Genomic DNA, 24213 nt, shown 5'->3' with positions numbered 1-24213 from the left:
GTGTTGACGTGTGTTTCCGCCATGTTCCGCGCGACCCAACCCGTCAGCCATCCCCCTTGCCTACCATCGGCTCGCCGATTTCCAAAAGAAGCCGAGCGATTTCCGATCGATTCCGAACAAGGAGTGGCACTGATGACGCAAGGTGGGACAGCCCGGCGCACCGTCCTGGGAGCCGCGGTCCTCGCGGCCGGCACCGGTTTGAGCACGCTCGCCGCGGGCACAGCCTCCGCGAGCGAGGCCGGGCACGGCGAGGGCGGCTACCGCGACCTGCCCGTCCCCCTGATCATCGGGCACCGGGGCTCCAGCGGCTACCGGCCCGAGCACACCCTCGGCTCCTACCAGCTCGCCCTCGACCTCGGCGCCGACGTCATCGAACAGGACCTCGTCCCCACCAAGGACGGCCACCTGGTCTGCCGCCACGAGAACGAGATCGGCGGCACCACCGACGTCGCCGACCACCCCGGGTTCGCCGGCCGGCGCACCACCAAGACCGTCGACGGGGTCTCCGTCACCGGCTGGTTCACCGAGGACTTCACCCTCGCCGAGCTGCGCACCCTGCGCGCCAAGGAGCGCATTCCGGCCATCCGCCAGCGCAACACCCTCTACGACGGCCGCTGGGCCGTCCCCACCTTCGAAGAGGTGCTGCGCTGGGCCGACCGCGAGGGCAAGCGGCGCGGCCGGCGCGTCTGGCTGCACGTCGAGACCAAGCACCCCACCTACTTCCGCGGCCTCGGGCTCGGCCTGGAGGAGCCCCTCGCCGCCCTGCTGCGCCGCTACGGCCGCGACGGCCGGGGCGCCGCCGTCTTCCTCCAGTCCTTCGAGCCCTCCAGCATCCAGCGGCTCTCCCGCCTGGTGTCCGCCCCGCGCGTGGTGCTGCTCTCCGCCGCGAACACCCGGCCCTGGGACTTCGAGACGGCCAAGGACCCCCGTACCGTCGCCGACCTGGTCACGCCCGAGGGCCTGAAGTGGATCGCCGGCTTCGCCCAGGGCATCGGCCCCACCCTGGACCTCATCGTTCCGCGCACCGCGGACGGCCGGCTCGGCACCCCCACCACCCTGGTGCGCGACGCCCACGCCCGCGGCCTCGTCCTGCACCCCTACACGGCCCGCAACGAGAACACCTTCCTGCCGGCCGAGTACCGCAAGGGCACCGACCCGAACGCCTACGGGGACGCCTTCGGCGCCTTCAAGCGCTACTTCGAGCTGGGCGTCGACGCCATCTTCACCGACAACCCCGACACCGGACTCCTCGCCGCCGAGGCCTTCCGCCCCGGACGCGGCGTCAACCGCTAGCCCCCCGGCCCCGTACGGGTGGGCCGGGTCCGGCCGGGAAACCGCCCGGCCCGGCCGCCGCGTCCCGCCCGGCATGGACCTGCGACGCGAACCCGAACTGATCGAGGAGCTGGGCCCGCTGCTCTCCGCCGAGGCGGCCGCGGAGGCCCCCGCCGCCGGAGTGGACGCCGACGACCTGGAACAGGCCGTCTGGGTCAGGCTGCTGGAGCAGGGGCCGCCCGGCCCCGCCCCCGCCGGCCGGGCCCGCTGGCTGCGGCGGGCCGTACGCGCCGAGGCACGCCTCGCCCGCCGGCACACCCGGCGCGAGGTCCCGTACGGGGCCGCTCCCGCGGCCACCGCCGACGAGCCCGAGGACGCCCTCCTGCACGGGGAGGAGAACCGCGCCCTCCGATCGGCGGTCGCCCGATTGCCGGGACGGTGCCCCGAACTGATGGCCGCACTTCTGTCACCCAGAGACCTCACATACCGTGAAATCGCAGGAGAGTTGGGTATCTCACAAGGAAGTTTGGGGCCGGTACGTTCCCGTTGCCTGGGATGTCTGCGCAGAATGCTCGCTCGAGAGGTTGCGGCTCCTGGCCCGTGGGGAAAGGAGCGGTAGACCAGAGAGCTACCGGTGAGCGGGAGGCATGCGCACATGGGCATGAGCGTGACCATTTCGGCGGCGGCCGCCGAGGACGCCGAGCAGATCTTCAAGCTGCAGTACCTGGCGTTCCAGCGCGAGGCCGAGCTGTACGGCAACTACCTCATCCAGCCGCTCACCCAGTCCCTGGACTCCCTGAAGCAGGAACTGGCCACGGACACCGTCCTGGTCGCCCGGCTCGGCGACGAGGTCGTGGGCGCGGTGCGCGGCAGCGTCGGAGAGGACGGCACGGCGAGCATCGCCAAGCTGTGCGTACACCCCCGCCTCCAGGGTCACGGCCTCGGCGCGCGCCTGCTGCGCGGGGTGGAGGAGGCCCTCGCCGGCCGCGGCGGCACCACCCGCTTCCGGCTGCACACCGGCCACAAGAGCGAGTCGAACCTGCGGCTCTACCGCAAGGCCGGCTACGCCCAGGTCGGCAACCGCACCGCCTCGGACGGCGTGCACCTGGTGATCCTGGAGAAGGACGCCGAGGTCGCCTCCGACTACACCGTCAGCGCCTGATCCCGCAGCCGCGCGTCAGCGCCTGGCGCGCAGCCAGAGCATCCCGGTGACCGGCAGGATCACCGGGATGAACAGGTAGCCCATCCCGAAGTCCGACCACACCGTCGCGTCGGGGAAGGCCTCGGGCCGGATCAGCGTCCAGGTACCGACGGCCAGCACGCCCGCGAGCTCGGCGCCGCAGCACACCAGTGCCGCGCGCCGGGCCCGGTCGCCGCCGCGCACGAGCGAGTACGTGATGAAGGCGTAGACCAGGGCGGCCGCCCCCGACAGGGAGTAGGCCAGCGGCGCCCGGTCGAACTCGGTGGAGATCTGGTAGGCCGAGCGCGAGACCGCGCCGACCACCATGACCCCGTAGAGCCACACCAGCAGCAGCCCCGGCCCGGAGACCAGTCGCTTGCGGGCTTCCGGCGAGGCGGTCGTCGTGTCAGGCACCGGCGGATCCCCAGATGTCGTAGAGGCGCACCTCGAGCACGGCGAGGACGACCGCGCCCGCGGCCACCGTCACCGAACCCCACTTGGTGCGCTCGGTCAGCGAGAGCAGCCCGGCGGCCGGGACCGCCGCGAAGGCGCCCAGCAGGTAGGCCACGAAGAGCACCGTGCCCTGTTCCGGCTTCTCGCCGCGGGCCAGCTGCACCACGCCGACCACCAGCTGGGCCAGCGCCAGCAGGGTCACCACGGCCATGCCGATGAAGTGCCAGTCCTTGGTCGGCTGGTCCCGCCATACGGCGTGGCCGCACCAGGCGGCGAGGGCGAGGGCGGCCACGCCGAGGGCGGCCGTCAGGGCGTCGAGCATGCTGCGAGGGTATTACGGCCCCGCGGACCGGCCGCGCAGGGGGCGCCGGGGGGCTCGCGAGGGTGGCCTTGGCCACAGCCGGGGCCCCCGCCGGGACCCGCCCGGACCCGGCCGGCACCGGCTCCCGGAGCCCGTCCGCCCGTGCCGTGACTGGCCGGGGCGGCCCGCGCACCCCATGGGACGGCGCCGCGGATTCGGCCGAACTCGTCCAGAATGCGATCGGAACTCGTCCGCTATCCGGACAGCATTGATCGATGAACCGGCATGTCTGCTTTACTGAGCCCATGACCACGACGAGCAGCCGCACCCTTGCGACCGAGGCGACGATGACGCCCGGTGCTCGTTGTATGTGTCGAATGTGCGCCTTCTGAGGGCCCCTTCCCCCGCGGTCTCGCGCCCCGAAGCGAGACGAGGCGAGCCGCTCCGCCGTCCAGGTCACCCCTGACCTCCGGTCCGGACCGCTCGCAGCCCCGCGCACGTGTCGACACGATTCCTTTGTGACGGTTCGACCCGTATCGCGTCCCCAGATGTTTGCCCCGTGCACGGTCCCGCACGCCGTGCACTCGACAGCGACGGAATTCCTGTGATCACCACATCGGGCCTCACGAAGGTCTACCAGTCCCGTGGCCGCGAGGTCACCGCCCTGGACGGCGTCGACCTCCACGTCCGCGAGGGCGAGGTCTACGGAGTCATCGGCCAGAGCGGCGCCGGCAAGTCCTCCCTCATCCGCTGCGTGAACCTGCTGGAACGCCCCACCACCGGAACCGTGACCGTCGACGGCGTCGAGCTCACCGCCCTCGCCGGCCGCGGCCGGCGCGCCGGCAAGGAGCTCCGCGAAGCACGCAGCCGCATCGGCATGGTCTTCCAGCACTTCAACCTGCTGTCCTCCCGGACCGTCCAGGCCAACATCGAGCTCCCCCTGGAGATCCTCGGTGTGGACCGCCGCGAACGCTCCCGCAAGGCCCTGGAGCTCCTCGACCTCGTCGGCCTCGCCGACAAGGCCAAGGCCTACCCCACCCAGCTCTCCGGCGGCCAGAAGCAGCGCGTCGGCATCGCCCGCGCCCTGGCCGGCGACCCCAAGGTGCTCCTCTCCGACGAGGCCACCAGCGCCCTCGACCCCGAGACCACCCGCTCCATCCTCCAGCTCCTGCGCGACCTCAACCGCCAGCTCGGACTCACCGTCCTGCTCATCACGCACGAGATGGACGTCGTCAAGAGCATCTGCGACTCCGCCGCCCTGATGAAGAAGGGCCGGATCATCGAGTCCGGCACCGTCGCCGAGCTCCTCGCCACCCCCGGCTCCGAGCTCGCCGCCGAACTCTTCCCCGTCAGCGGCACCGCCACCGGCGCGGACCGCACGGTCATCGACGTCACCTTCCACGGCGAGGCCGCCACCCAGCCCGTCATCTCCCAGCTGGCGCGCACCTACAACATCGACATCTCGATCCTCGGAGCCGCGATGGACACCGTCGCCGGCCGCCAGATCGGCCGCATGCGCATCGAGCTGCCCGGCCGCTACGAGGACAACGTGGTCCCCGTCGGCTTCCTGCGCGAGCAGGGCCTCCAGGTCGACGTGGTCGACGGGACGGACGACATCGACGACGAGCTGGCCGAACTGGTCAAGGACGGTGCCAAGTGACCTGGTCCGAAATGCAGCCCCTGCTCACCCAGGGCACCTACGACACCCTCTACATGGTCCTGTGGTCCACCCTGGTGACCGTCCTCGGCGGACTGCCCATCGGCATCCTCCTCGTCCTCACCGACAAGGGCGGCCTCCTGCGGAACCAGCCGCTCAACAAGGCCCTCGGCGTGATCGTGAACATAGGCCGCTCGCTGCCGTTCATCATCCTGCTGATCGCCCTGATCCCGGTCACCACGGCCGTCGTCGGCACCTTCATCGGCCCCACCGCCATGATCGTCCCGCTGGCCATCGGCGCCGTCCCCTTCTTCGCGCGCCTCGTCGAGACGGCCGTCCGCGAGGTCGACCACGGCCTGATCGAAGCCGTCGAGTCCATGGGCGGCGGCATCCCCACCCTCGTCGGCAAGGTCCTCCTCCCGCAGGCCCTGCCCTCCCTGGTCGCCGCCGTCACCACCACCGTCATCACCCTGGTCGGCTACTCCGCCATGGCCGGCGCCGTCGGCGGCGAGGGACTCGGCTCCAAGGCCATCACCTACGGCTTCCAGCGCTTCGAGACCGGCTTCATGGTCGCCACCGTCGTGGTCCTGATCGCCCTCGTCACGGTGATCCAGCTGATCGGCGACGGCGTGGTGCGCGTCCTCGCCCGCCGCGGCCGGACAGCCTGAGCCCGCCCCGGGCCACCCCTGAGTTTCCCCACCCGAGAAAGCCCGCACTTGTCGTGCCTGGGCCACCACCACGGGTCCCCACCCCGGACCCGTACCGCTAGAAAGGCACTCTTCGTGCGTAAGAACATCAAGCTCACCGCCTTCGCCGCCGCCTCCGCCGCGCTCGCCCTCGGCCTCACCGCCTGCGGCAGCTCCTCGGACCCGTCCTCCACCAAGGCCGACGGCGGCAAGGTCGACGAGAGCAAGCCGCTCGTCATCGCGGCCTCCCCGAGCCCGCACGCCGACATCCTGAACTTCGTCAAGGACAAGCTCGCGGCCAAGGAAGGCCTCAAGCTGGAGGTGAAGGAGTTCACGGACTACGTCCTGCCCAACACCGCCACCGAGCAGGGCCAGGTCGACGGCAACTACTTCCAGCACAAGCCGTACCTCGACGACTTCAACAAGAAGAACGGCACCCACATCGTGCCCGTCGTCAACGTGCACCTGGAGCCCCTCGGCCTCTACTCCAAGAAGGTCAAGGCCCTCACCGACATCAAGGCCGGCCAGACCATCGCCGTCCCCAACGACACCACCAACGAGGGCCGCGCGCTCCAGCTGCTCGCCGCGAACAAGCTGATCACCCTCAAGGACGGCGTCGGCACCACCGCCAAGCTCTCCGACATCACCGACAAGAAGGGCCTGGAGTTCAAGGAGCTGGAGGCCGCCACGGTCCCGCGCGCCCTGAACGACGTCGACGCCGCCGTCATCAACGGCAACTACGCCCTCGAGGCCAACCTGTCGCCCGCCAAGGACGCCCTGGTGCTGGAGAAGGCCGAGGGCAACCCGTACGCCAACTTCCTGGCGGTCAAGGACGGCAAGCAGAACGACCCGCGCATCCAGAAGCTCGCCAAGCTCCTGAACTCCGACGAGGTCAAGAAGTTCATCGAGGAGAAGTACCAGGGCTCGGTCATCCCGGCCTTCGGCACCCCGGCCGCCTAAAGAACCGCCAGGCCGCCTGAACACCCCCCGGCCGGCCGGAGAACCACTGGCCGACGCCGGATCCCCGGCCCCGCGCGCCCTCCCGGGCACGCGGGGCCGCGGGCTGCCCGGAGGCTGCCCGCTTCCGGGCAGCCCGGCCCTGCACATCCCCGGGCCGATGCTGCATGCTGTGGCCTACGACCCGCACAAACGGTCCGCCTCAGGCATGGAGCTGCGCATGACTACCACCTTCCCGGACGTCACCATCAGCACGGACCGGCTGGTGCTGCGCCCCTTCGAGGAGGAGGACGTCACCGCGCTCGCCGAGATGATGAACGACGAGCAGGTCACCGCCTGGACCCCGGTCCCGCACCCCTACACCCGCGCCCACGCCCACGCCTGGGCCACCTCCGGCTCCCACGCCGAACGCACCGCCGGCCGCGGCCTCGTCCTCGCCGTCACCGAGTTCCTCACCCACCGCCTCGTCGGCGCCGTCCACCTGCGCGACACCGACTGGCGCACCCGCACCACCGAGATCCGCTACGTCACCGCCCCCTGGGCCCGCGGCGAGGGCTACGCCAGCGAATCCGTCCTCGCCGTCGCCCGCTGGCTCTTCCGCGAGCAGCAGTTCGAGAGACTCGAACTGCGCACCGCCGCCGACAACACCGCCTCCCAGCAGGTCGCCCAGAAGATCGGCTGCATCAGCGAAGGCGTCCTGCGCAACGCCTGGACCGTCCGCACCCAGGACGCCGACGGGAGCTGGAGCGACACCCGCACCGACCTCATCGTCTGGAGCCTGGTCCCCGAGGACCTCGACGACGCCGACGCCGACGACGAGGCCTACGGCGCGTACGACGCCTACGACAACGGCCAGGCCCGCGACGCCCGTACCGCCCGCCCGGCCCACGCCGTCGCCGCGGACTGGAACCGACCCGTGACCAGGTAGTCTCGGAGTGCGCGAACCCGACGAAACTTCGCCTGCCCCCACCCCAGGAGACTGACGACGATGGCCGACCGGGTCACGGTGATCGGCTGGGACGGCTCCCCCCTGACCGCGGCCGCCCGGTCCGCGCTCTCCGCCGCCACCCTGGTGGCCGGCGCCGCCCACCACCTCGCGCTCCCCGAAGTCCCGCCCGGCGCCGAACGCATCCGGCTCGGCAGCCTCGGCCTCGCCGCCCGCCGCATCGCCGGCCACCGCGGCACCGCCGTCGTCCTCGCCGACGGAGACCCCGGCTTCTTCGGCGTCGTCCGCACCCTCCGCGCCCCCGAACACGGCCTGGAAGTCGAGGTCGTCCCCGCCGTCTCCTCCGTCGCCGCCGCCTTCGCCCGGGCCGGAATGCCCTGGGACGACGCCCAGGTCGTCGTCGCCCACCCCCGCACCCTGCGCCGCGCCGTCAACGTCTGCCGCGCCCGCGGCAAGGTCGCCGTCCTCACCTCGCCCGGCGCCGGCCCCGCCGAACTCGCCCTGCTCCTCGAAGGGGTCCACCGCACCTTCGTCATCTGCGAGGAACTCGGCACCGACCGCGAACGCGTCACCGTCCTCACCTCCGACGCCGCCGCCGACCACACCTGGCGCGACCCCAACGTCGTCATCGTCATCGGCGGGACCGGACACCCCGCCACCGCCGACACCCCCTGGCTGCTCGGCCAGAGCCCCGCCCAGAACCCCGCCGCCGGACGCGGCTGGGCCCGCCCGCTCACCGGCCCGGACGCCGGCGAGGGGGAGTCCGCACAACTGCGCGCCGCCCAGCTCGCCCGGCTCGGCCCCCGCCCCGGCGACCTCGTCTGGGACATCGGCACCGGCCACGGCGCCCTCGCCGTCGACGCCGCCGCCTTCGGCGCCGCCGTCATCGCCGTCGACGCCGACCCGCGCGCCTGCGCACGCGCAACAGCCGCGGCCCGCAGCCGGGGTGTGCAGATCCAGGTCGTCACGGGACGCGCTCCACACGTACTCGAGAACCTGCCCGAACCCGATGTCGTACGGGTCGGGGGCGGCGGCGCCGCGGTCGTCGCGGCCGTCGCCGACCGGCGCCCCGAACGGATCGTCAGCCACGCCTCCACGCGCGACGAGGCGGAGGCCATCGGACGGGCCCTCACCGAACACGGGTACGCCGTGGAGTGCGCCCTCCTCCAGTCCGTGGGCCTCGACACCGGGACCTGGGCCGAACAGGAGCGTTCCGTCGTGTTCCTGCTGGCAGCCGAACGCCCCGTGAACCGCTGAGACGGAGCCCGGGGTAGGCTGGCCGATCGTCGTACCGCCAGGCAGGGGCACGACGTGGCGCAGTCCACAGCGGACCGTGCCGGTTTCCGGCCGACACGGTGGCCGACGAGCGCGACAATGCTCAGGAGTTGTCGTGCGGGCGTACGCGAGCCGTCGCGCCCCGCGGCGACCCCGCTCGTCGGGCCACCAGGGCGCCGGACGATCGAAGAGGCGAAGAGGCAACACCGATGGGCGAGGGGTAAGCATGACTGACACCGGCCAGGTCCCGGGCGAGGGTCACCCGGACAACGCGGGCATGGTGGATCAGCAGGGCGTTCCCGCTCCGGTCCCGCCGATGCCCCCCATGCCGCCGATGCCCCCGGCCGGCTACGCCTTCCAGGACCTCGTCGACGACCCCGCCGAGGACGAGGAACTGCTGCTGATGCCCAGCGGCCACGGGCAGGGCTCCTGGAGCGACCCGCAGGTGGTCCCCCAGGCCCCCTCCTTCCCCGGCGAGTTCCCCGCCGAACAGGGGTACACCGAATACCCCCAGCCCCAGGCCGTCGGCTACCCCGAGCAGGGGCACCTCGGCTTCCCGGAGCCGGGCTACCCGATGCCCGGCCAGCCCGTACCCGGCCAGCCGCTCCCGGGCCAGCCGCACCAGGACCAGTCCCTCGCGGGGCAGCCGCTCGCCGGCCAGCCCCTCGGCGCCGGCTTCCCGGAGCCGGGCTACCCCGAACCCTTCGCCGACCCGGCCGCATACAGCGCGGGCGCCCACGAGACCGGCGGCCGTGACTCCGGCTCCCTGGACCTCGGCGGCCTCGTGGTCCCGCAGGCGGCCCCCGCCGCCGGGCAGATGCCGCCCGCCGCCCCCGTGATGCCGTCCCGCCGGCCCCTGCACATGGGCCCGCCCGTACCGGAGGCCACCGGGGGAGTCGTACGGTCCCTCGCGGACCGGGGCCCCGCCGCCGCGCCCGTCGCGCCGCCCGTGCCGGTCGCGCCCGCCGTCGCCGTGATGCCCGAAGGACCCGCCGTGGCCGTCGCCCCCGCCCCGGCACCCGTCGCGGAGGCGGCCCCCGAGCCCGGCCCCGACGCGGCGGCCGCCGTGGCCCCGGCCGACGGCCCGCCCGCGGCTGCCGCCGCTCCCGGGACGCCGGCCGAGCCGGCGCCGGCGCAGGGCGCGGAGCCGGGCCTGCCCGGTGCCCCCGCGCCGGGCCCCGAGTACCTGGACGCCCCGGCCGCCCCCGTCGCCCCGCAGCTGGGCGAGATCCCGCCGCAGGCCGGAGCTCCGTGGACGGCAGACCCGGCGGCCGCGGTCGCCGGCGCGGGCGGCGAGCAGGGCGTGCCGGCTCAGACGGCGACCGAGGGCCAGGTCCCGGCCGAGGGCCAGGGCGTGGTCGGCGGTCAGGCTGTGGCTGAGAGCCAGGGTGTGGCCGGTGGTCAGGTCGTGGCTGAGGGCCAGGGTGTGGCCGGTGGTCAGGTCGTGGCCGAGGGCCAGGCCCTGGTCGAAAGTCAGCCCGTGGGTGAAGGACCGGTCGTGGTCGACGGTCAGGCCGTCGCGGGCCAGTCCGTCGCCCAGGTTCCGGGCGCCGTCGCCCAGCCGGTGGGCGAGGGCCAGCCGGTGGCCGAGGCGCAGCAGGCCGTGGTCGAAGGCGGGCCCGCCGCCGAGGGTCAGCCGGTGGCCGAGGGTCAGGCCGTGGCCGAGGGCGCCGAGGCGCAGCAGGCCGTCGCGGTCCCGCAGGTCGTCCCCGTCGCGGAGGGGGCCGAGGTCCCGGACGCCGCCGTCGCCCCGGAGGCCGGTGCGGCTGTGGAGGCCGCTGCCGCCCCGGAGGCCGCCGTGGCTCCCGAGGGTGCTGCCGCTGCGGAGGGTGTCGTGGCCCAGGAGGGCACGGTGGCGGCCGAGGCGGTCGCGCCCGAGGCCGTCCCCGCCCCGGAAGCCGCTCCCGCCGCCGAGGGTGCCCCCGCGCCGGTGGCCGAGGCCGCCGCCGTAGCCGTAGCCGTCGAGGGCGCGCCCGCCACCCCCGAGGCCCCCGCCGCCGGGGAGACCCCGGCCGAGCCCGTCACCGAGGCCCCCGCCGAACCGGTGGCCCAGGCCGCCGAAGCCCCCGCCGAGACCCCGGCCGAGGTACCGGCCCCGCAGGCCCCCGAGTCCGCCGAGCCGCAGCCCCTCGCCGCCGAAGCCCAGCCCGCCGAAGCCCAGACCGCCACCGGCGAGCCCGCCCCGGCCGAGGGCGAAGCCGCCGCCGAGGCGCCCGCCGAGCCCCGGCCCTCCGTCGGTGAGCCGGCCCCCGGCTACGCCGACGCCGAGCGCGAGGCCGTCCTGCGCGTCATGCGCGAACGCCGCGACATCCGCAACGGCTTCCGCACCGACCCGATCCCGCACGAGGTGCTGCTGCGCGTCCTGGAGGCCGCCCACCACGCCCCGAGCGTCGGCCACTCCCAGCCCTGGGACTTCGTCGTCATCCGCTCGGCGGAGACCCGCCGCACGATGCACGAGCTCGCCCAGCGCCAGCGCGAGGCCTACGCCAAGTCGCTGCCCAAGGGCCGGGCCAAGCAGTTCAAGGAACTGAAGATCGAGGCCATCCTCGACACCCCGGTGAACATCGTCGTCACCGCCGACCCGACCCGTGGCGGCCGCCACACCCTCGGCCGGCACACCCAGCCGCAGATGGCCCCGTACTCCTCCGCCCTCGCCGTCGAGAACCTCTGGCTCGCCGCGCGCGCCGAAGGCCTCGGCGTGGGCTGGGTCAGCTTCTTCGACGAGCGCGAGATGGTCCGCGCCCTCGGCCTCCCCGAGCACCTGGAGGTCGTCGCCTACCTGTGCGTCGGGTACGTCGACGAGTTCCCGGAGGAGCCGGAGCTGATGCAGGCGGGCTGGGCCCAGCGCCGCCCGCTGTCCTGGGTCGTCCACGAGGAGACGTACGGGCGCCGCGCGCTGCCCGGCGAGGCCCCGCACGACCTGCTCTCCGACACCGTCGCCAGCATCCGCCCGCTCGACGCGAAGGCGCTCGGCGAGGCCTGGGAGCGGCAGAAGCGGATGACGAAGCCGGCGGGCGCGCTCGGCATGCTGGAGATCATCTCCGCGCAGCTGGCGGGCCTGTCCCGGGTCTGCCCGCCGCCGATCCCGGAGCCGGCCGCCGTCGCGATCTTCGCGGGCGACCACGGCGTCCACGCCCAGGGCGTCACCCCCTGGCCCCAGGAGGTCACCACGCAGATGGTGGCCAACTTCCTGGGCGGCGGCGCCGTCTGCAACGCCTTCGCCAACCAGGTCGGCGCCGAGGTGTGCGTCGTCGACGTCGGCGTGAAGGGCGACCTGCCCGCCACCCCGGGCCTGCTGCCCCGCAAGGTCCGCCCGGGCACGGACGACCTGTCCGTCGGCCCCGCGATGAGCCGCGAGGACGCGATCGCGGCCATCGAGGTCGGCATCGAGACCGCGCGCGACCTCGTCGCGGCGGGCAACAAGGCCCTCCTGACGGGCGAGATGGGCATCGCGAACACGACCGTGTCCGCCGCGCTGATCTCCGTCTTCACGGGCGTCGACCCGGCGGAGGTCACCGGCCGGGGCACCGGCATCAACGACGAGACCCACGCCCGCAAGGTCGACGTGGTCCGCCGCGCCCTGGAGCTCCACCAGCCCGACCTGAACGACCCGATCGGCGTCCTGGCCGCCATCGGCGGCCTGGAGCACGCCGCGATCGTCGGCCTGATCCTCGGCGGCGCCTCGCTGCGCACGCCGGTCATCCTGGACGGCGTGAGCGCGGGCGCGGCCGCCCTGGTGGTCCGCGCCATCGCCCCCGAAGCCCTGTCGGCCTGCATCGCGGGCCACCGCAGCGCGGAACCGGGCCACGTGGCCGCCCTGAACAAGCTGGGCCTGCGCCCCCTGGTCGACCTGGACCTCCGCCTCGGCGAAGGCACGGGCGCCCTCCTGGCCCTCCCTCTGGTCCAGAGCGCGGCCCGCGCGATGCACGAGGTGGCGACGTTCGACTCGGCGGGCGTGACGGAGAAGTAACCGCGACGCGGATCGGGGCCGGACACCACGGGGTGTCCGGCCCCGCCGCGTCCGGGGGCGGACAGCACAGTCGGCCGGGACCCACGATGACCGGGTCACGGCGAGACGGTCTCAGAGACGGCCGGGGGCTTCCCGCCAGTCCCATCGTCCTTCCGCGTCGAGACGACCTGTCAAGGGCGCTCCTTCGTCGCGTCGCTCCGCGATGGCCTCCGGCCACCCTTGACAGCCCGCCTCGCCGCGAAATGCCGAAGACTGCCGGGAACCCCCCGAAGGAACGGGACGGTCCAGAGTCGGAGGACCAGCGGGATCAGCGAAGAGCCGGGCAGGCCGGGCCACGGCAGACCAAACATCCGCCCCCCATCACCGTCAATCGGTGCCAGCCCACGCACCAGATCGCTACGCGCTCCTGTCGTCTCGGCGTCCGCCGCCCGTCTGGGGCCGGTACCCGCACGAAATGACGATCAGGACCCCATTCGGAGCGGATCGGCGCCTCAGATCGCTACGCGCTTCTCTTTTCTCGGCGGCTTGCCGCCGTCGTGGGCCGGGATGCTCTGCGGGTTGGCCTGTGGTGCCGGTACCAGCCCCAGACGACCGCCGGACGCCGAGATGAGAGGAGCGCGTAGCGATCTGATGCGCCCAGCGGCCCCAAATGCCCATCTCATCGGCCGTTCGTGCGGGTAGCGGCCCCAGACGGCCGCCGGACGCTGAGAAATGGGCAGCGCGTAGCGATCTGGTGCGTGGGGTGGCGCCGAATGCACCTCACTGGGGCCGGATGCCCGGCTTGCCGGCCCCCCAACCTCCCCGGCTGGTCGCTGATCCCGCCGCATGCCCGCCTTGCATCCGTCCCGTTCCTTTGGGGGGTTCCCGGCAGTCTTCGGCTTTTCGTGGCGGGACGGTCTGTCAAGGGTCGCCGCAGGCGATCGCGAAGCGACGCGACGAAGGAGCGCCCTTGACAGGCCGGCCCGACGCGGAAGGACGATGAGACTGACGGGAAACCCCCAATCCTTCCCTGAGACCGCCCAGGTCAGACCCCGCCCACCCCCCGCCCCCTCAGGGCACCGCCGTCGCCGGTTCCCACAGTCTGTGGAAGGTCCAGCGGCTCGCCGCCACCGCGTGGCGCTGGTCCGCGTGGAGGACGCCCAGGGCGTAGGCCGTCGCCGGGGCGATGCGGGGGGTGCGGGCGGCCGTCGCCGAGGCGGTGGCCGCCTCCGAGGCGTCCCGGTGCTGGTTCAGGGCCCCGCTCGCCGCCGCCAGGCGCGGCGTGTCCTCCCCCAGGGCCTCCCGCGCGTAGCGGTGTACGCGCAGCAGACGGCGTACCTCGTGCCAGGCGGCGTCCGCGTGGGCCGAGTACGGGGCGGTGGCGTCCGTGGCGGGGAGGGAGCCGACCGCCGCCTCCAGGCGGGTGCGGGCCACCTCCGCCAGCGGGGTCAGGACGTCGTCCACGTGGCCGGCGGCCGCCACCGGGTCCAGCGGGACCTCCGACGCGAGCACCGCCACCGCGTCCGCCACGGCGTGGAACCGTGACGAGCCGAGCGCCTGGAGGGTCGCCGAGTGCGCCCGGGTCCGGGCGAGGGTGAGCTGGCGTTCCAGCAGGGCGCCCGCGCGCGCCGAGCCGACCGTCAGCGCGCCCGCCGCGCTGCCGCGCGGGGCCGGGGTCTCCGGGGAGGCCGAGAGCCGTTGCAGGGCGTCCATCAGGCGTGACAGCCGGGCCGCGTACGCGTGCTCGTCCGCCAGGGTGGAGGAGAGCCAGACGAGCTCGGTGCGCAGCGGATCCGCCCAGCTCGACTGGGTGACGACCCGGAACGTGCTCAGGGACGAGGCGATGCGGCGCGCGGCCCCCCGCAGGCCGTGCGCCGCCTCCGCCTCGTCCCCGGCGTCGGGGCCGCCCCCCGCGCCCGCCGCGCCCGCGTCATGCAGGCGCAGCGCGCGCAGGAAAGCGGTGGCCTGGGAGCGCAGGTAGACGCCGAGCACGTCACCTGCGGTCGGGTCATGGTTTTGCTGAGCCACGCCGGCGCCTCCGGGCGTCTATGAGCATCTCCTGTACGTGCCGCAGCGGCTGGCCTTCGGCGTCGGTGCTGTGCCGGGTCCATTCGCCGTCCGGGCCCAGGTGCCAGGAGGAGGTGGCGTCGGACATGCCGGTCTCCAGCATCCGGTCCAGTGCCGCGCGGTGACCGGGGTCGGTGACCCGGACCAGTGCCTCGATGCGGCGGTCGAGGTTGCGGTGCATCATGTCGGCGCTGCCGATCCACACCTCGGGTTCGCCGCCGTTGCCGAAGGCGAAGACCCGGGAGTGTTCCAGGAAGCGGCCGAGGATCGAGCGGACCCGGATGTTGTCCGACAGCCCGGGGACCCCCGGGCGTACGGCGCAGATGCCGCGTACCCAGATGTCGATGGGGACCCCCACCCGGGAGGCCCGGTAGAGGGCGTCGATCAGGGCCTCGTCGACGATCGAGTTCATCTTCAGCCGGACGGACGCCGGGCGGCCGGACCGGTGGTGGTCGGCTTCCTTGTCGATGCGCGCGATCAGTCCGTCGCGCAGGGACTTGGGCGCGGTCAGCAGCCGGCGGTAGGTCTCGCGCCGGGAGTAGCCGGAGAGCCGGTTGAAGAGGTCGGAGAGGTCCGCGCCGACCTGCGGGTCTGCGGTGAGCAGGCCGAGGTCCTCGTACAGGCGGGCGGTCTTGGGGTGGTAGTTGCCCGTGCCGACGTGGCTGTAGCGGCGCAGGGTCTCGCCCTCCTGGCGGACGACGAGGGAGAGCTTGCAGTGGGTCTTGAGGCCGACGAGGCCGTAGACCACGTGGCAGCCGGACTCCTCCAGCTTGCGCGCCCACTTGATGTTGGCCTGCTCGTCGAAGCGGGCCTTGATCTCGACGAGGACGAGGACCTGCTTGCCGGATTCGGCGGCGTCGATGAGGGCGTCGACGATCGGCGAGTCGCCGGAGGTGCGGTACAGCGTCTGCTTGATCGCGAGGACGTCCGGGTCAGCGGCGGCCTGTTCCAGGAAGGCCTGTACGGAGGTGGAGAAGCTGTCGTACGGGTGGTGGAGCAGGACGTCGCGTTCGCGCAGCGCGGCGAAGATGTCGGGCGCGGAGGCGGACTCGACCTCGGCGAGGTCGCGGTGGGTGCCGGCGACGAACTTGGGGTACTTGAGCTCGGGCCGGTCGAGGGAGGAGATCCCGAAGAGGGCCGTGAGGTCGAGGGGGCCGGGCAGCGGGTACACCTCGGCGGCGGAGACCTTCAGCTCCTGGACGAGGAGGTCCAGGACGCCGGGGTCGATGGACTCCTCGACCTCCAGGCGCACGGGCGGGCCGAAGCGGCGCCGCATGAGCTCCTTCTCCAGGGCCTGGAGGAGGTTCTCGGCGTCGTCCTCCTCGACCTCCAGGTCCTCGTTGCGGGTCACGCGGAACATGTGGTGCGCGAGCACCTCCATGCCGGGGAACAGCTCCTCCAGGTGCGCGGCGATGACGTCCTCCAGCGGGACGTAGCGCTGCGGGGAGGCCTCCAGGAACCGGCTGAGCAGCGGCGGCACCTTGACGCGGGCGAAGTGGCGGTGGCCGCTGACGGGGTTGCGCACGACGACGGCCAGGTTCAGGGAGAGGCCGGAGATGTACGGGAAGGGGTGCGCGGGGTCCACGGCCAGCGGGGTCAGCACCGGGAAGATCTGGTTGCGGAACAGGGTGAAGAGGCGCGCCTGCTCCTTCTCCGTGAGGTCGGGCCACCGGATGAGGTGGATGCCCTCCTCGGCGAGCTGGGGGGCGATGTCCTGCTGGTAGCAGGCGGCGTGCCGGGCCATGAGTTCGCGGGAGCGGGTCCAGATGAGGTCGAGGACCTCGCGGGGCTGGAGGCCGGAGGCGGAGCGGGTGGCGACGCCGGTCGCGATGCGGCGCTTGAGGCCGGCGACGCGGACCATGAAGAACTCGTCGAGGTTGCTGGCGAAGATCGCCAGGAAGTTCGCCCGCTCCAGGAGCGGGGTGGTGGGGTCCTCGGCCAGCTCGAGGACGCGCTCGTTGAAGGCCAGCCAGCTGCGTTCTCGGTCGAGGAAACGGTCGGCGGGGAGTTCGCCGCTGTCGTCCTTGTCCTCGTAGGCGTCGAGGTCGGCGTCGAGATCGGGGTCGAGGGGGCGGTGGACGGCTATGGAGCCGAGGCGCGACTTCGCCGGTGCCTTTTCCTCTGCCTTGGTCCGCGGTGCGGAGGCGGAGGAGACCGCGGCGGAGGTGTGAGACGGGTGCTGTGCGGGGACCTCGGTGGGGCCTGCGCTGGGCTGGTGGCTCATGACTCCATTCTTCCGCGCACGGGGGAGGACAGGCGCGTCGGAAGTGTCCGCGGTCAGGCGGAGTCGGGGCTGCATGCTGGGAGGCTCGCAAGCGCGTCTGAATGCCCGGTTAATGGCGTATGGCTTCCAGACTCCACGTACGGACAGGATTCCCCCGCACCCCGCCCCCGTACGCCCGTGTGGGTGGCGGCCGTCTGGCGGTGGTGCCAGACCAGTGTGTAGCGCCAGAACAGGCGCCGGCGCAGCCGCGCGCCGGGCAGCGCCCGACGGGCCTCGCGGACGATCTCGGCGAAGGTCATCTCCGCGGGGCGGGTGGGGGCGGTCATCGCCGCAGGTCGCGGCGCGTGGCGGCCCTTGTTCTTGATCCAGGCCATGGCGACGTTGGCCGGGATGGCGGCGGTGTCGATCAGGCGGTCGGTCCACGACCGACGGCGGTAGAGCCCGACGACGACCAGACGGCCGCCGGGCGCGAGGTGCCTCCGGAAGCGGGCGAGGGCGTCGCCGAACGGCATGTGGTGGACGGTGGCGACACAGGTGACGACGTCGTAGCGGCCGGGCGGCAGCTCCTTCCGCGCGTCGCCGACGGTGAAGGTCACCGGGGCCGCCGGGGCGGTGAGCTCCCGCGCCCGTTCGACCATGCCGGGATCCACGTCGACACCGCGCACCGCTCCGGCCCGCGAGGCCAGGAGCCGGGCGAGCTCCCCGCTGCCCGATCCGACGTCCAGGGCGCGCCCGAACCGCGTGGGCAGCTGACGCAGGATCCACGGGTGGTAGTGGGCGTTGTGGTCCCAGGGCCGATCGGCGTGGAACCGTTCAAGCGCTCGAATGACGGGGTTCATACCCCGAGTTGATCAGTGCGGGACCGTCTCAGTCGAGCTCGGCGAGCGCGTCCACCAGGGCCCGGCCCTCACCCGCCCCTCGCCGCAGCAGCAGCGCGCCCACCCTGTGCAGCTCGGCCCAGCCATGCGGCCTGCCGATCTCCGAGGCGTCGTGGACCACGCCGAGCGCCGTGGTCAGAGCGGCCTCGGCCTCCCCGGCCCCCGTGTACGCACGGGCCAGGCAGGCCCCGTACCAGGCCCGGTCCCGCCGGAACGCCGGCCCGAACCCGGCCAGCCCGGCCGTCAGGTTCCCGACGGCCCCCTCCCAGTCCCCCAGGTGCAGGTCGGCCATGCCACGCTGTGCCGCGAACCACGACTCCCCGTAGAAGTACAGCCAAGGCGGCGCGTCCACCGCGTCCGAGATGATCCGCTGCGCCTCGTCCAGCCGCGCGTACGCCTCCCCGCGCTCCCCCTCCAGCGCGTATCCCCGTCCGGCCATCTGCACGGCCATGGCCCGCGTGGCCGCGCTCGCCCCCACGGTTGCCGCGGCGGCCTCCCCGAGCCGCACACATCGCCGCCCCTCACCCCCTGACCACGCCAGATGCGCCTTCATGCTCATGGTGGTGGCGGCCATGTCCCCGTACCCGGCCTCCAGCGCCCAGTCATACGACCGGTCGAACCACCCCAGCGCCACAGCCGCGTTGTCCTGGTCCTGCGCCATCCACGCCAAGAACTGCGCATACTCGGCGAGCAGCTTCACCACCCGGTCCGCGAGCGCCCCCCGGGCCTGCCCGTGAAGCCCCGCCACTGCCCTGAACTGTGCGGTGACCAGCGGTGCGACGGCACGCGACCCGAGGGTGTCCTCGGCCCGGCGGTGCGCGGCCAACAGCGCGTCCATCGCGTCCACGGAAGCGACGTCCAGCCGCAGCCCACCCCTCCGCACGCCCGCCAACCGCTCCCCGCCGGCCTCCGACACCACGCCCGGCAGCACGAGCGAGGGCAGCGGCACCCCTTCCGGCCGGACGCCGACCAGCTCCAGGGGCACGCCGAGCCCGTCGATGATCCGCTGCCGTACCTCGGCCGAGGTCACGGCCCGCCGCCGGTTCTCGATCGCCGACACATCAGGCTGCGCCAGTCCGACCAGCGCCCCGACCCGGCTCTGAGCGACGACCGCCGACATCCGCGACTCCTCCGGCCGCGAGTTCACGAGGGCCGTCGCCAACGTCCAGCCCGCCTATGACCAGCCCCAGACGGCCGGGAGACGCCGGGATCTGGGCAGCGCGTAGCGATCTGCCGCGCGCACCTGCCTCGGATGTCTGCCTGAACGGCATGTCGTGCGGGTAGCGGCCCCAGACGGCAGCCGGACGCCGAGACGGGAGAAGCGCGTAGCGATCTGTTGCGTGGGTCGGCGCCGCTTGCCGTCTGTGGCGGCCCGGATGCCCAGCGGGCCGCCCCCGACCGCCCGGCTCATCGCTGAGGGAGCCGCATGCCCGACCATGCACCGGCCCGTCCTTTTGGGGGTTTCCCGGCAGTCCTTGTCTTTCCGGGGCGGGTCGGTCTGTCAAGGGTGGCCGAAGGCCATCGCGGAGCGACGCGACCGGAGGGAGCGCCCTTGACAGGGCGGCCCGGCCCGGAAGGACAGTGGGACTGACGGGAAAGCCCCAAGGCATCTCTGAGACCGCCCGGCCGGAACCCCGACATCGCGACGTCCCGGCCGGCTGATCAGTACCGCTTGGCGGGCGACCGCCCCCCACCCACCGCCCCGCAGACAGGGAGGAGGGTGGGCAGCCACCGACCCGCCCCCGGCCCCTCGAGGGGGAGATGGCGGGCCCGCACCGCGAGACCCCAGAGCCCGGCGGAAGAAGACGCGAGACCCCAGAGCCCGGCGGAAGAAGAGCAAGCCAGAGCGGAGGGGGATGCAAAGCGGAGCGAGCCCCCTCAGCTCTCCGTGCGGTACATCAGGTCCACCTCGTGCGTCTCGAACCCCAGCCCCTCGTACACCGCCAGGGCGGCCGGGTTGTCGGCGTCGACGTACAGCATGGCCGTCGGGAGGCCCGTGCCCGCCAGGTGGTGGAGGCCGATGGCCGTCAGGGCCTTGCCGAGGCCGCCGCCCTGGGCGCCCGGGCGGACTCCGACGACGTAGACCTCGCCGAGCTGCTCCTCGGCGTGGACCTTCGTCCAGTGGAAGCCGACCAGCTCCCCCTCCCGTTCGGCGAGGAAGAACCCCTTGGGGTCGAACCACGGCTGCGCGATGCGGTCGTCGAGGTCGCGCTGCGTCAGGGAGCCCTGCTCCGGGTGGTGGGCGAAGGCGGCGGCGTTGGCGGCGAGCCAGGCCGCGTCGTCCTGCCCGGGGACGAAGGTGCGGACGGTCACCCCGGCCGGCAGTACGGGATCGGGCAGCGGGGCGGAATCGGTCCCCAGGGGGCGGCGCAGCTGGCGGAGTTCGCGGAAGAGGGTCAGGCCGAGGACCTGCGCGAGGTGGCGGGCGGCGGACTTGCCGCCGTGGGCCCACACCCGGATCCGCTTGCCGGAGGCGGCCAGCAGGGCGGTGCCCAGGGCGCGCCCGTGGCCGCGGCCGCGCAGCGCGGGGTGGACGACGAGCTCGGCGGCGGGGGCCTCCACCGGGTCGGTGTCCTCCAGTTGCCCGTACGCGACGAGCCGGCCGTCGTCGGTGACCAGGAAGTGGCGGATGCCTTCGCGGGGGCCGCCGCGCAGCTGGAGGCGGCCCTGTTCGGAGACGGCGGTGGTGCCGTCGGTGCGGGCCGCCTCGTGGATCAGCCCGAGGACCGCTTCGGCCTGCTCCTCCGTCAGTTCGTCGAGGATCTCGATGTGGCGTCCCGGCTCGACGGCCGTCGCTGCGTCTGCGTCAGTCATGGTCCGAGCCTACGACCGCGACCGCCCGACCCGCCCGACCGCTGCGCGTAACCAGCTCGCAACCCGTACCCCCCTGTTGGTGCTACGCGCGTTGACCTTAGGCTGCGGGCACCTCCCAGTTGTCTCGCTGTCCAAAAAGGGGAACAGATGTCAGCGAAGCCACAACGGCACCGCACGGCGCGCCGGTTGACCTTCGGCGCCCTCGCCCTCACCGCGGGCGCCGGCGCTCTGGTCGCCGCCGCGCTGCCCGCCGGTGCCGCGAGTGGCGGCGTTCCGGTCGCCAAGGGCCGGACCGTCGACGTACAGATGCTGTCGTTCAACGACTTCCACGGCACGCTGGAGCCCCCGCAGGGCTCCTCGGGCACGGTCGCCGAACTGCAGGCTGACGGCACCACCAAGTCCATACCCGCAGGCGGCGTCGAGTACCTGGCGTCGGGTCTGCGCGAGGCCCGCAAGGGCCACGAGTACTCCGTCACGGCCGCGGCCGGCGACATGATCGGCGGCAGCCCGATGCTGTCCGGTCTCTTCCACGACGAGCCGACCGTCGAGGCGCTGAACAAGCTGAACCTCGACGTGACGAGCGTGGGCAACCACGAGTTCGACGAGGGCAAGAACGAGCTGCGCCGGATGGCGTACGGCGGCTGTCACCCGGTTGAAGGCTGCTTCGAGTACGGCAAGACGTACTCGGGAGCGGACTTCAAGTACCTCGCCGCGAACGTGACGGACGAGAAGACGAAGCGTCCGCTGATGTCGCCCACCTTCGTCTGGAAGAAGGGGGACGTGAAGATCGGCTTCATCGGCGTCACCCTGGAGGGCACGCCGGACGTCGTCACCGCCGACGGCGTGAAGGGCCTCAAGTTCGGCGACGAGGTCGAGACGATCAACAAGTACGCCGCCGAGCTGGACAAGCAGGGCGTGAAGTCGATCGTGGCGCTGATCCACGAGGGCGGTCTGCCGGCGAGCGGCGCGTACAACTACGACTGCAACGTGCCGGGTGCCGGCGCGGGCATCTCGGGTGCCATCGTCGACATCGCGAAGAACGTGAGCCCGAAGGTCGACGCGCTGGTGACGGGCCACACCCACCAGGCGTACTCGTGCAACATCCCGGACCCGGCGGGCAACCCGCGTACGGTCACCTCGGCGGCCTCGTACGGCCGGCTGTTCACGGACACCACGCTGACGTACGACAAGGCGACGAAGGACATCGTCCGCACGCCGGTGCAGTCGCCGAAGCCGGTGAACAAGGTCGTCACCCGGAGCCTGCCGAAGGCCCCGGACATGACCGAGCTGATCGACCGCTGGAAGAAGCTGGCGGCCCCGGTCGCCAACCGTCCGATGGGCTACATCTCCGCGGACATCGCGGGCCGCGGCTCGGAGGCTCCGGAGAAGCCGCTCGGTGACCTGATCGCCGACGCGCAGCTGGACGCGACCTCCGCGGCCGACAAGGGCGGGGCGCAGCTGGCCGTCATGAACCCGGGCGGCATCCGTGCCGACCTGGCGTACAAGGCGGCCGGTGACGAGGGCGACGGTGTCGTCACGTACGGCGAGTCGTACACGGTGCAGCCGTTCAACAACCTGCTGAACGTGGTGGACCTGACCGGCGCGCAGCTGATCACGGCGCTCCAGCAGCAGGTCAGCGGCCCGGTCAACGGCCCGAACCCGAAGATCCTCCAGGTTTCCAAGGGCTTCACCTACACGCTGGACATGACGAAGCCGGGCGCGGACCGGATCGTCGTGGACTCGGTGAAGCTGAACGGCGCGGCCATCGACCCGGCCAAGACCTACCGGGTGGTGATGAACGAGTTCCTCGCGGGCGGCGGTGACGGCTTCACGGTCCTGAGGGACCACAAGAACAAGCTGGTCGGCGTGCCGGACCTGGAGGCGTTCAACAACCTCCTGGCGAAGTCGACGGCGGCGGCTCCGATCGCCCCGCCGGCGGCGAACCGGATCACGGTCGTCAAGTAACACCTGTACGAAAGCGTGGGGCGGCGGGCCGGAAGGCCCGCCGCCCCTTTCGCTTCGCCCGGTACCGCTCAGACCCGGGCCAGGTACTCCGCGACGGCGGCGTGGAAGCCCTCCGGGTCGGTGAACGGGACGAAGTGGTCGCCGTCGAGGGGGGTGTACGAGGTGCCGGGGCGGCGGGTGACCATCGCGGTGGCCGTGGCCTGGGGGAGCGCCTGGCTCCCGGTGGCGTGGATCAGCAGGGCGGGGCAGGTGCTCGCGAGCCAGGTGTTCCAGTGGTCGCCGTGGCAGGCGTGGATGGAGTCGAGCATGTCCTGGCCGTGGAAGGCGAGCCGCCAGCCGTCCCCGCCGGGGAGGGGGCGGACGCCGTCGGTGACGAAGGGCAGGGCGGCGGGGTCGACGGCGGCGAGGAGTTCTTCGCGGGTGGGGGCGGTGTAGGGGAGCGCGCCGAGGAAGTCGAACCAGTGCGGGCCGTCCGGGATGCCGATCTCGATGGTGGCGTCGACGCCGATGAGGACGCCGATCCGGTCGGGGTGGGCGGCGGCCAGGTGGTAGGCGTTGAGGCCGCCGAGGGAGTAGCCGAGGAGGGCGATGGGTTCGGTGAGCCCGAGGTGGTCGAGGAGGGCGACGGCGTCGGCGACGTAGCCCTCGCGGCGGTAGTCCGGGGCCCGGCCGGAGTCGCCGTGGCCGCGCTGGTCGGGGGCGATGACCCGCCACTGCTCGCCGAGGGCGGCGGCGAGGCCGGTGAAGGCGGCGGCTTCGGACATGCCGCCGTGGAGGGCGAGCAGGGGGCGGCCGGTGCCGCCGAAGTCCAGGTACGACAGCGTGCGTCCGTCGATGTCCAGCGTGTGGCGCATGGTTCGGCTCTCCCCGTTCGGTGCTGCTGGGCGTGTCCTCGGTGTGGGGTGACGGCTTCACCCTGACAGGATTTGGGCGGGCGCGCAATACGTACGTGTAGGGCAACCGCCCAAAACCGTGCCCCGGCTACGATCCCGGCATGGGAAATCGCGAGGACCTGCTGGCCGGAGCGCGCCGCTGCCTGGAGGAGAAGGGCTACCTGCGCACGACCGTGCGCGACATCGCCTCGGCGGCGCGGGTGAGCATGGCCGCGATCGGCTACCACTTCGGCTCCCGCGAGGTGCTGCTCAACCAGGCGCTGTTCGCCGCCATGGAGGAGTGGGCCGCCGGCGCCGGCCGGCTCGCGGGGCAGGGCGACACCCCCGAGGAGCGCTACGCCGACACCTGGGACCGCAAGATCCGCGACTTCGGCGAGATGAGCTGGCTCTGGATCGCCTCCGTCGAGGCCTTCGTGCACGCCCAGTCCTCGCCCGAGCTGCTCGCGATCCTCGCCGAGGGCCAGCGCCGCAACCGGCGCATGGTGGCCGCCGCGCTGCGCGGGGTCCCCGAGGACGCGGTCACCGAGGAGGACGTCCGCTCCCTCGGCTCCCTGCACATCGCCCTGCTGAGCGGGGTCATGGTCCAGGTCCTCACCGACCCCGCGCAGGCGCCGACGGGGGCGGAACTCGCCCAAGGGCTGCGCGCCATGGTCGAGTTGCTCGGCGAACCCGCCCGTACCGACGGGTAGTAACCGC

General features: G+C 73.0%; 19 protein-coding genes. 11 read left to right on the top strand and 8 right to left on the bottom strand.

Translation table 11 applies throughout. The features are described 5' to 3' along the window. Nucleotides 1–132: 132 nt before the first annotated feature. From ABT403_RS22660 to ABT403_RS22650, 3 genes are all read left to right on the top strand, one after another. Complete coding sequence (locus ABT403_RS22660; protein ID WP_344159192.1) at nucleotides 133–1293, top strand: glycerophosphodiester phosphodiesterase; 1161 nt, start codon at nucleotides 133–135, stop codon at nucleotides 1291–1293. A 73-nt stretch (nucleotides 1294–1366) separates the two neighbouring features. Further along, nucleotides 1367–1891 carry an RNA polymerase sigma factor gene (locus ABT403_RS22655; protein WP_344159195.1) on the top strand — a complete coding sequence of 175 codons (525 nt, stop codon included), beginning with the start codon at nucleotides 1367–1369 and terminating at the stop codon, nucleotides 1889–1891. A 36-nt stretch (nucleotides 1892–1927) separates the two neighbouring features. Beyond that, nucleotides 1928–2434 carry a GNAT family N-acetyltransferase gene (locus ABT403_RS22650; RefSeq protein WP_344159795.1) on the top strand — a complete coding sequence of 169 codons (507 nt, stop codon included), beginning with the start codon at nucleotides 1928–1930 and terminating at the stop codon, nucleotides 2432–2434. 15 nt (nucleotides 2435–2449) lie between these two features. On the opposite strand, the gene ABT403_RS22645 is transcribed toward ABT403_RS22650, so the two are convergent. Further along, nucleotides 2450–2866, bottom strand: a complete 417-nt coding sequence (locus tag ABT403_RS22645; RefSeq protein WP_344159198.1) for a hypothetical protein — start codon at nucleotides 2864–2866, stop codon at nucleotides 2450–2452. Continuing rightward, nucleotides 2859–3227, bottom strand: coding sequence for a hypothetical protein (locus ABT403_RS22640; protein ID WP_344159201.1), 369 nt, complete (start codon nucleotides 3225–3227; stop codon nucleotides 2859–2861). Before ABT403_RS22640 ends, ABT403_RS22645 begins: the two co-directional genes overlap by 8 nt. Nucleotides 3228–3810: 583 nt before the next feature. On the opposite strand from ABT403_RS22640, the gene ABT403_RS22635 reads away from it, so the two are divergent. From ABT403_RS22635 to cobT, 6 genes are all read left to right on the top strand, one after another. Then, complete coding sequence (locus ABT403_RS22635; RefSeq protein WP_344159204.1) at nucleotides 3811–4866, top strand: methionine ABC transporter ATP-binding protein; 1056 nt, start codon at nucleotides 3811–3813, stop codon at nucleotides 4864–4866. After that, nucleotides 4863–5531, top strand: a complete 669-nt coding sequence (locus tag ABT403_RS22630) for a methionine ABC transporter permease (RefSeq protein ID WP_045948060.1) — start codon at nucleotides 4863–4865, stop codon at nucleotides 5529–5531. Before ABT403_RS22635 ends, ABT403_RS22630 begins: the two co-directional genes overlap by 4 nt. Before the next feature lie 114 nt (nucleotides 5532–5645). After that, nucleotides 5646–6509 carry a MetQ/NlpA family ABC transporter substrate-binding protein gene (locus tag ABT403_RS22625; protein WP_344159211.1) on the top strand — a complete coding sequence of 288 codons (864 nt, stop codon included), beginning with the start codon at nucleotides 5646–5648 and terminating at the stop codon, nucleotides 6507–6509. 217 nt (nucleotides 6510–6726) lie between these two features. Then, nucleotides 6727–7434, top strand: coding sequence for a GNAT family N-acetyltransferase (locus tag ABT403_RS22620; RefSeq protein ID WP_344159214.1), 708 nt, complete (start codon nucleotides 6727–6729; stop codon nucleotides 7432–7434). A gap of 60 nt (nucleotides 7435–7494) precedes the next feature. Continuing rightward, nucleotides 7495–8709 (top strand): precorrin-6y C5,15-methyltransferase (decarboxylating) subunit CbiE, encoded by a 1215-nt coding sequence (cbiE, locus tag ABT403_RS22615; RefSeq protein WP_344159217.1) that lies wholly within the window; start codon nucleotides 7495–7497, stop codon nucleotides 8707–8709. Between the two features lie 244 nt (nucleotides 8710–8953). Then, the gene (gene cobT / locus ABT403_RS22610) at nucleotides 8954–12697 is read left to right on the top strand and encodes a nicotinate-nucleotide--dimethylbenzimidazole phosphoribosyltransferase (RefSeq protein ID WP_344159220.1); all 3744 of its coding nucleotides are present in this window, start codon (nucleotides 8954–8956) and stop codon (nucleotides 12695–12697) included. 1050 nt (nucleotides 12698–13747) lie between these two features. Here the strand turns inward: cobT and ABT403_RS22605 are convergent. From ABT403_RS22605 to mshD, 5 genes are all read right to left on the bottom strand, one after another. Then, nucleotides 13748–14704 carry a CHAD domain-containing protein gene (locus tag ABT403_RS22605; protein ID WP_344162502.1) on the bottom strand — a complete coding sequence of 319 codons (957 nt, stop codon included), beginning with the start codon at nucleotides 14702–14704 and terminating at the stop codon, nucleotides 13748–13750. Beyond that, the gene (locus ABT403_RS22600) at nucleotides 14685–16967 is read right to left on the bottom strand and encodes an RNA degradosome polyphosphate kinase (protein ID WP_344162505.1); all 2283 of its coding nucleotides are present in this window, start codon (nucleotides 16965–16967) and stop codon (nucleotides 14685–14687) included. The genes ABT403_RS22605 and ABT403_RS22600 overlap by 20 nt, the downstream gene beginning before the upstream one ends. A 53-nt stretch (nucleotides 16968–17020) precedes the next feature. Continuing rightward, a complete protein-coding gene (locus ABT403_RS22595; protein ID WP_344162508.1) occupies nucleotides 17021–17806 on the bottom strand; it encodes a class I SAM-dependent methyltransferase in 786 nt (261 codons plus the stop codon). 28 nt (nucleotides 17807–17834) lie between these two features. After that, complete coding sequence (locus tag ABT403_RS22590; RefSeq protein ID WP_344162511.1) at nucleotides 17835–18965, bottom strand: NsdA family TPR-like regulatory protein; 1131 nt, start codon at nucleotides 18963–18965, stop codon at nucleotides 17835–17837. 758 nt (nucleotides 18966–19723) lie between these two features. After that, nucleotides 19724–20659 (bottom strand): mycothiol synthase, encoded by a 936-nt coding sequence (mshD, locus tag ABT403_RS22585; protein ID WP_344162514.1) that lies wholly within the window; start codon nucleotides 20657–20659, stop codon nucleotides 19724–19726. Between the two features lie 147 nt (nucleotides 20660–20806). On the opposite strand from mshD, the gene ABT403_RS22580 reads away from it, so the two are divergent. Further along, a complete protein-coding gene (locus ABT403_RS22580) occupies nucleotides 20807–22624 on the top strand; it encodes a bifunctional metallophosphatase/5'-nucleotidase (RefSeq protein WP_344162517.1) in 1818 nt (605 codons plus the stop codon). 68 nt (nucleotides 22625–22692) lie between these two features. On the opposite strand, the gene ABT403_RS22575 is transcribed toward ABT403_RS22580, so the two are convergent. After that, complete coding sequence (locus ABT403_RS22575) at nucleotides 22693–23478, bottom strand: alpha/beta fold hydrolase (protein ID WP_344162520.1); 786 nt, start codon at nucleotides 23476–23478, stop codon at nucleotides 22693–22695. Nucleotides 23479–23618: 140 nt separating this feature from the next. On the opposite strand from ABT403_RS22575, the gene ABT403_RS22570 reads away from it, so the two are divergent. Next, nucleotides 23619–24206: a TetR/AcrR family transcriptional regulator gene (locus tag ABT403_RS22570; RefSeq protein ID WP_344162523.1), complete on the top strand. Its 588-nt coding sequence runs from the start codon at nucleotides 23619–23621 to the stop codon at nucleotides 24204–24206. The last annotated feature ends 7 nt before the right edge of the window (nucleotides 24207–24213 follow it).

The organism is Streptomyces sp. NPDC000075 (genome assembly GCF_040301925.1).
Classification (GTDB): Bacteria; Actinomycetota; Actinomycetes; order Streptomycetales; family Streptomycetaceae; genus Streptomyces; species Streptomyces polychromogenes.
This window is presented reverse-complemented; position numbering and strand designations above follow the sequence as displayed.

Bases quoted from the DNA above. Each gene is read 5' to 3' on its own strand.
- mshD (WP_344162514.1), bottom strand. From the start codon at position 20,659: ATGACTGACGCAGACGCAGCGACGGCCGTCGAGCCGGGACGCCACATC.
- ABT403_RS22660 (WP_344159192.1), top strand. From the start codon at position 133: ATGACGCAAGGTGGGACAGCCCGGCGCACCGTCCTGGGAGCCGCGGTC.
- ABT403_RS22570 (WP_344162523.1), top strand. From the start codon at position 23,619: ATGGGAAATCGCGAGGACCTGCTGGCCGGAGCGCGCCGCTGCCTGGAG.
- ABT403_RS22650 (WP_344159795.1), top strand. From the start codon at position 1,928: ATGGGCATGAGCGTGACCATTTCGGCGGCGGCCGCCGAGGACGCCGAG.
- ABT403_RS22620 (WP_344159214.1), top strand. From the start codon at position 6,727: ATGACTACCACCTTCCCGGACGTCACCATCAGCACGGACCGGCTGGTG.
- ABT403_RS22655 (WP_344159195.1), top strand. From the start codon at position 1,367: ATGGACCTGCGACGCGAACCCGAACTGATCGAGGAGCTGGGCCCGCTG.
- cbiE (WP_344159217.1), top strand. From the start codon at position 7,495: ATGGCCGACCGGGTCACGGTGATCGGCTGGGACGGCTCCCCCCTGACC.
- ABT403_RS22595 (WP_344162508.1), bottom strand. From the start codon at position 17,806: ATGAACCCCGTCATTCGAGCGCTTGAACGGTTCCACGCCGATCGGCCC.
- ABT403_RS22640 (WP_344159201.1), bottom strand. From the start codon at position 3,227: ATGCTCGACGCCCTGACGGCCGCCCTCGGCGTGGCCGCCCTCGCCCTC.
- ABT403_RS22575 (WP_344162520.1), bottom strand. From the start codon at position 23,478: ATGCGCCACACGCTGGACATCGACGGACGCACGCTGTCGTACCTGGAC.
- ABT403_RS22590 (WP_344162511.1), bottom strand. From the start codon at position 18,965: ATGTCGGCGGTCGTCGCTCAGAGCCGGGTCGGGGCGCTGGTCGGACTG.
- cobT (WP_344159220.1), top strand. From the start codon at position 8,954: ATGACTGACACCGGCCAGGTCCCGGGCGAGGGTCACCCGGACAACGCG.
- ABT403_RS22600 (WP_344162505.1), bottom strand. From the start codon at position 16,967: ATGAGCCACCAGCCCAGCGCAGGCCCCACCGAGGTCCCCGCACAGCAC.
- ABT403_RS22580 (WP_344162517.1), top strand. From the start codon at position 20,807: ATGTCAGCGAAGCCACAACGGCACCGCACGGCGCGCCGGTTGACCTTC.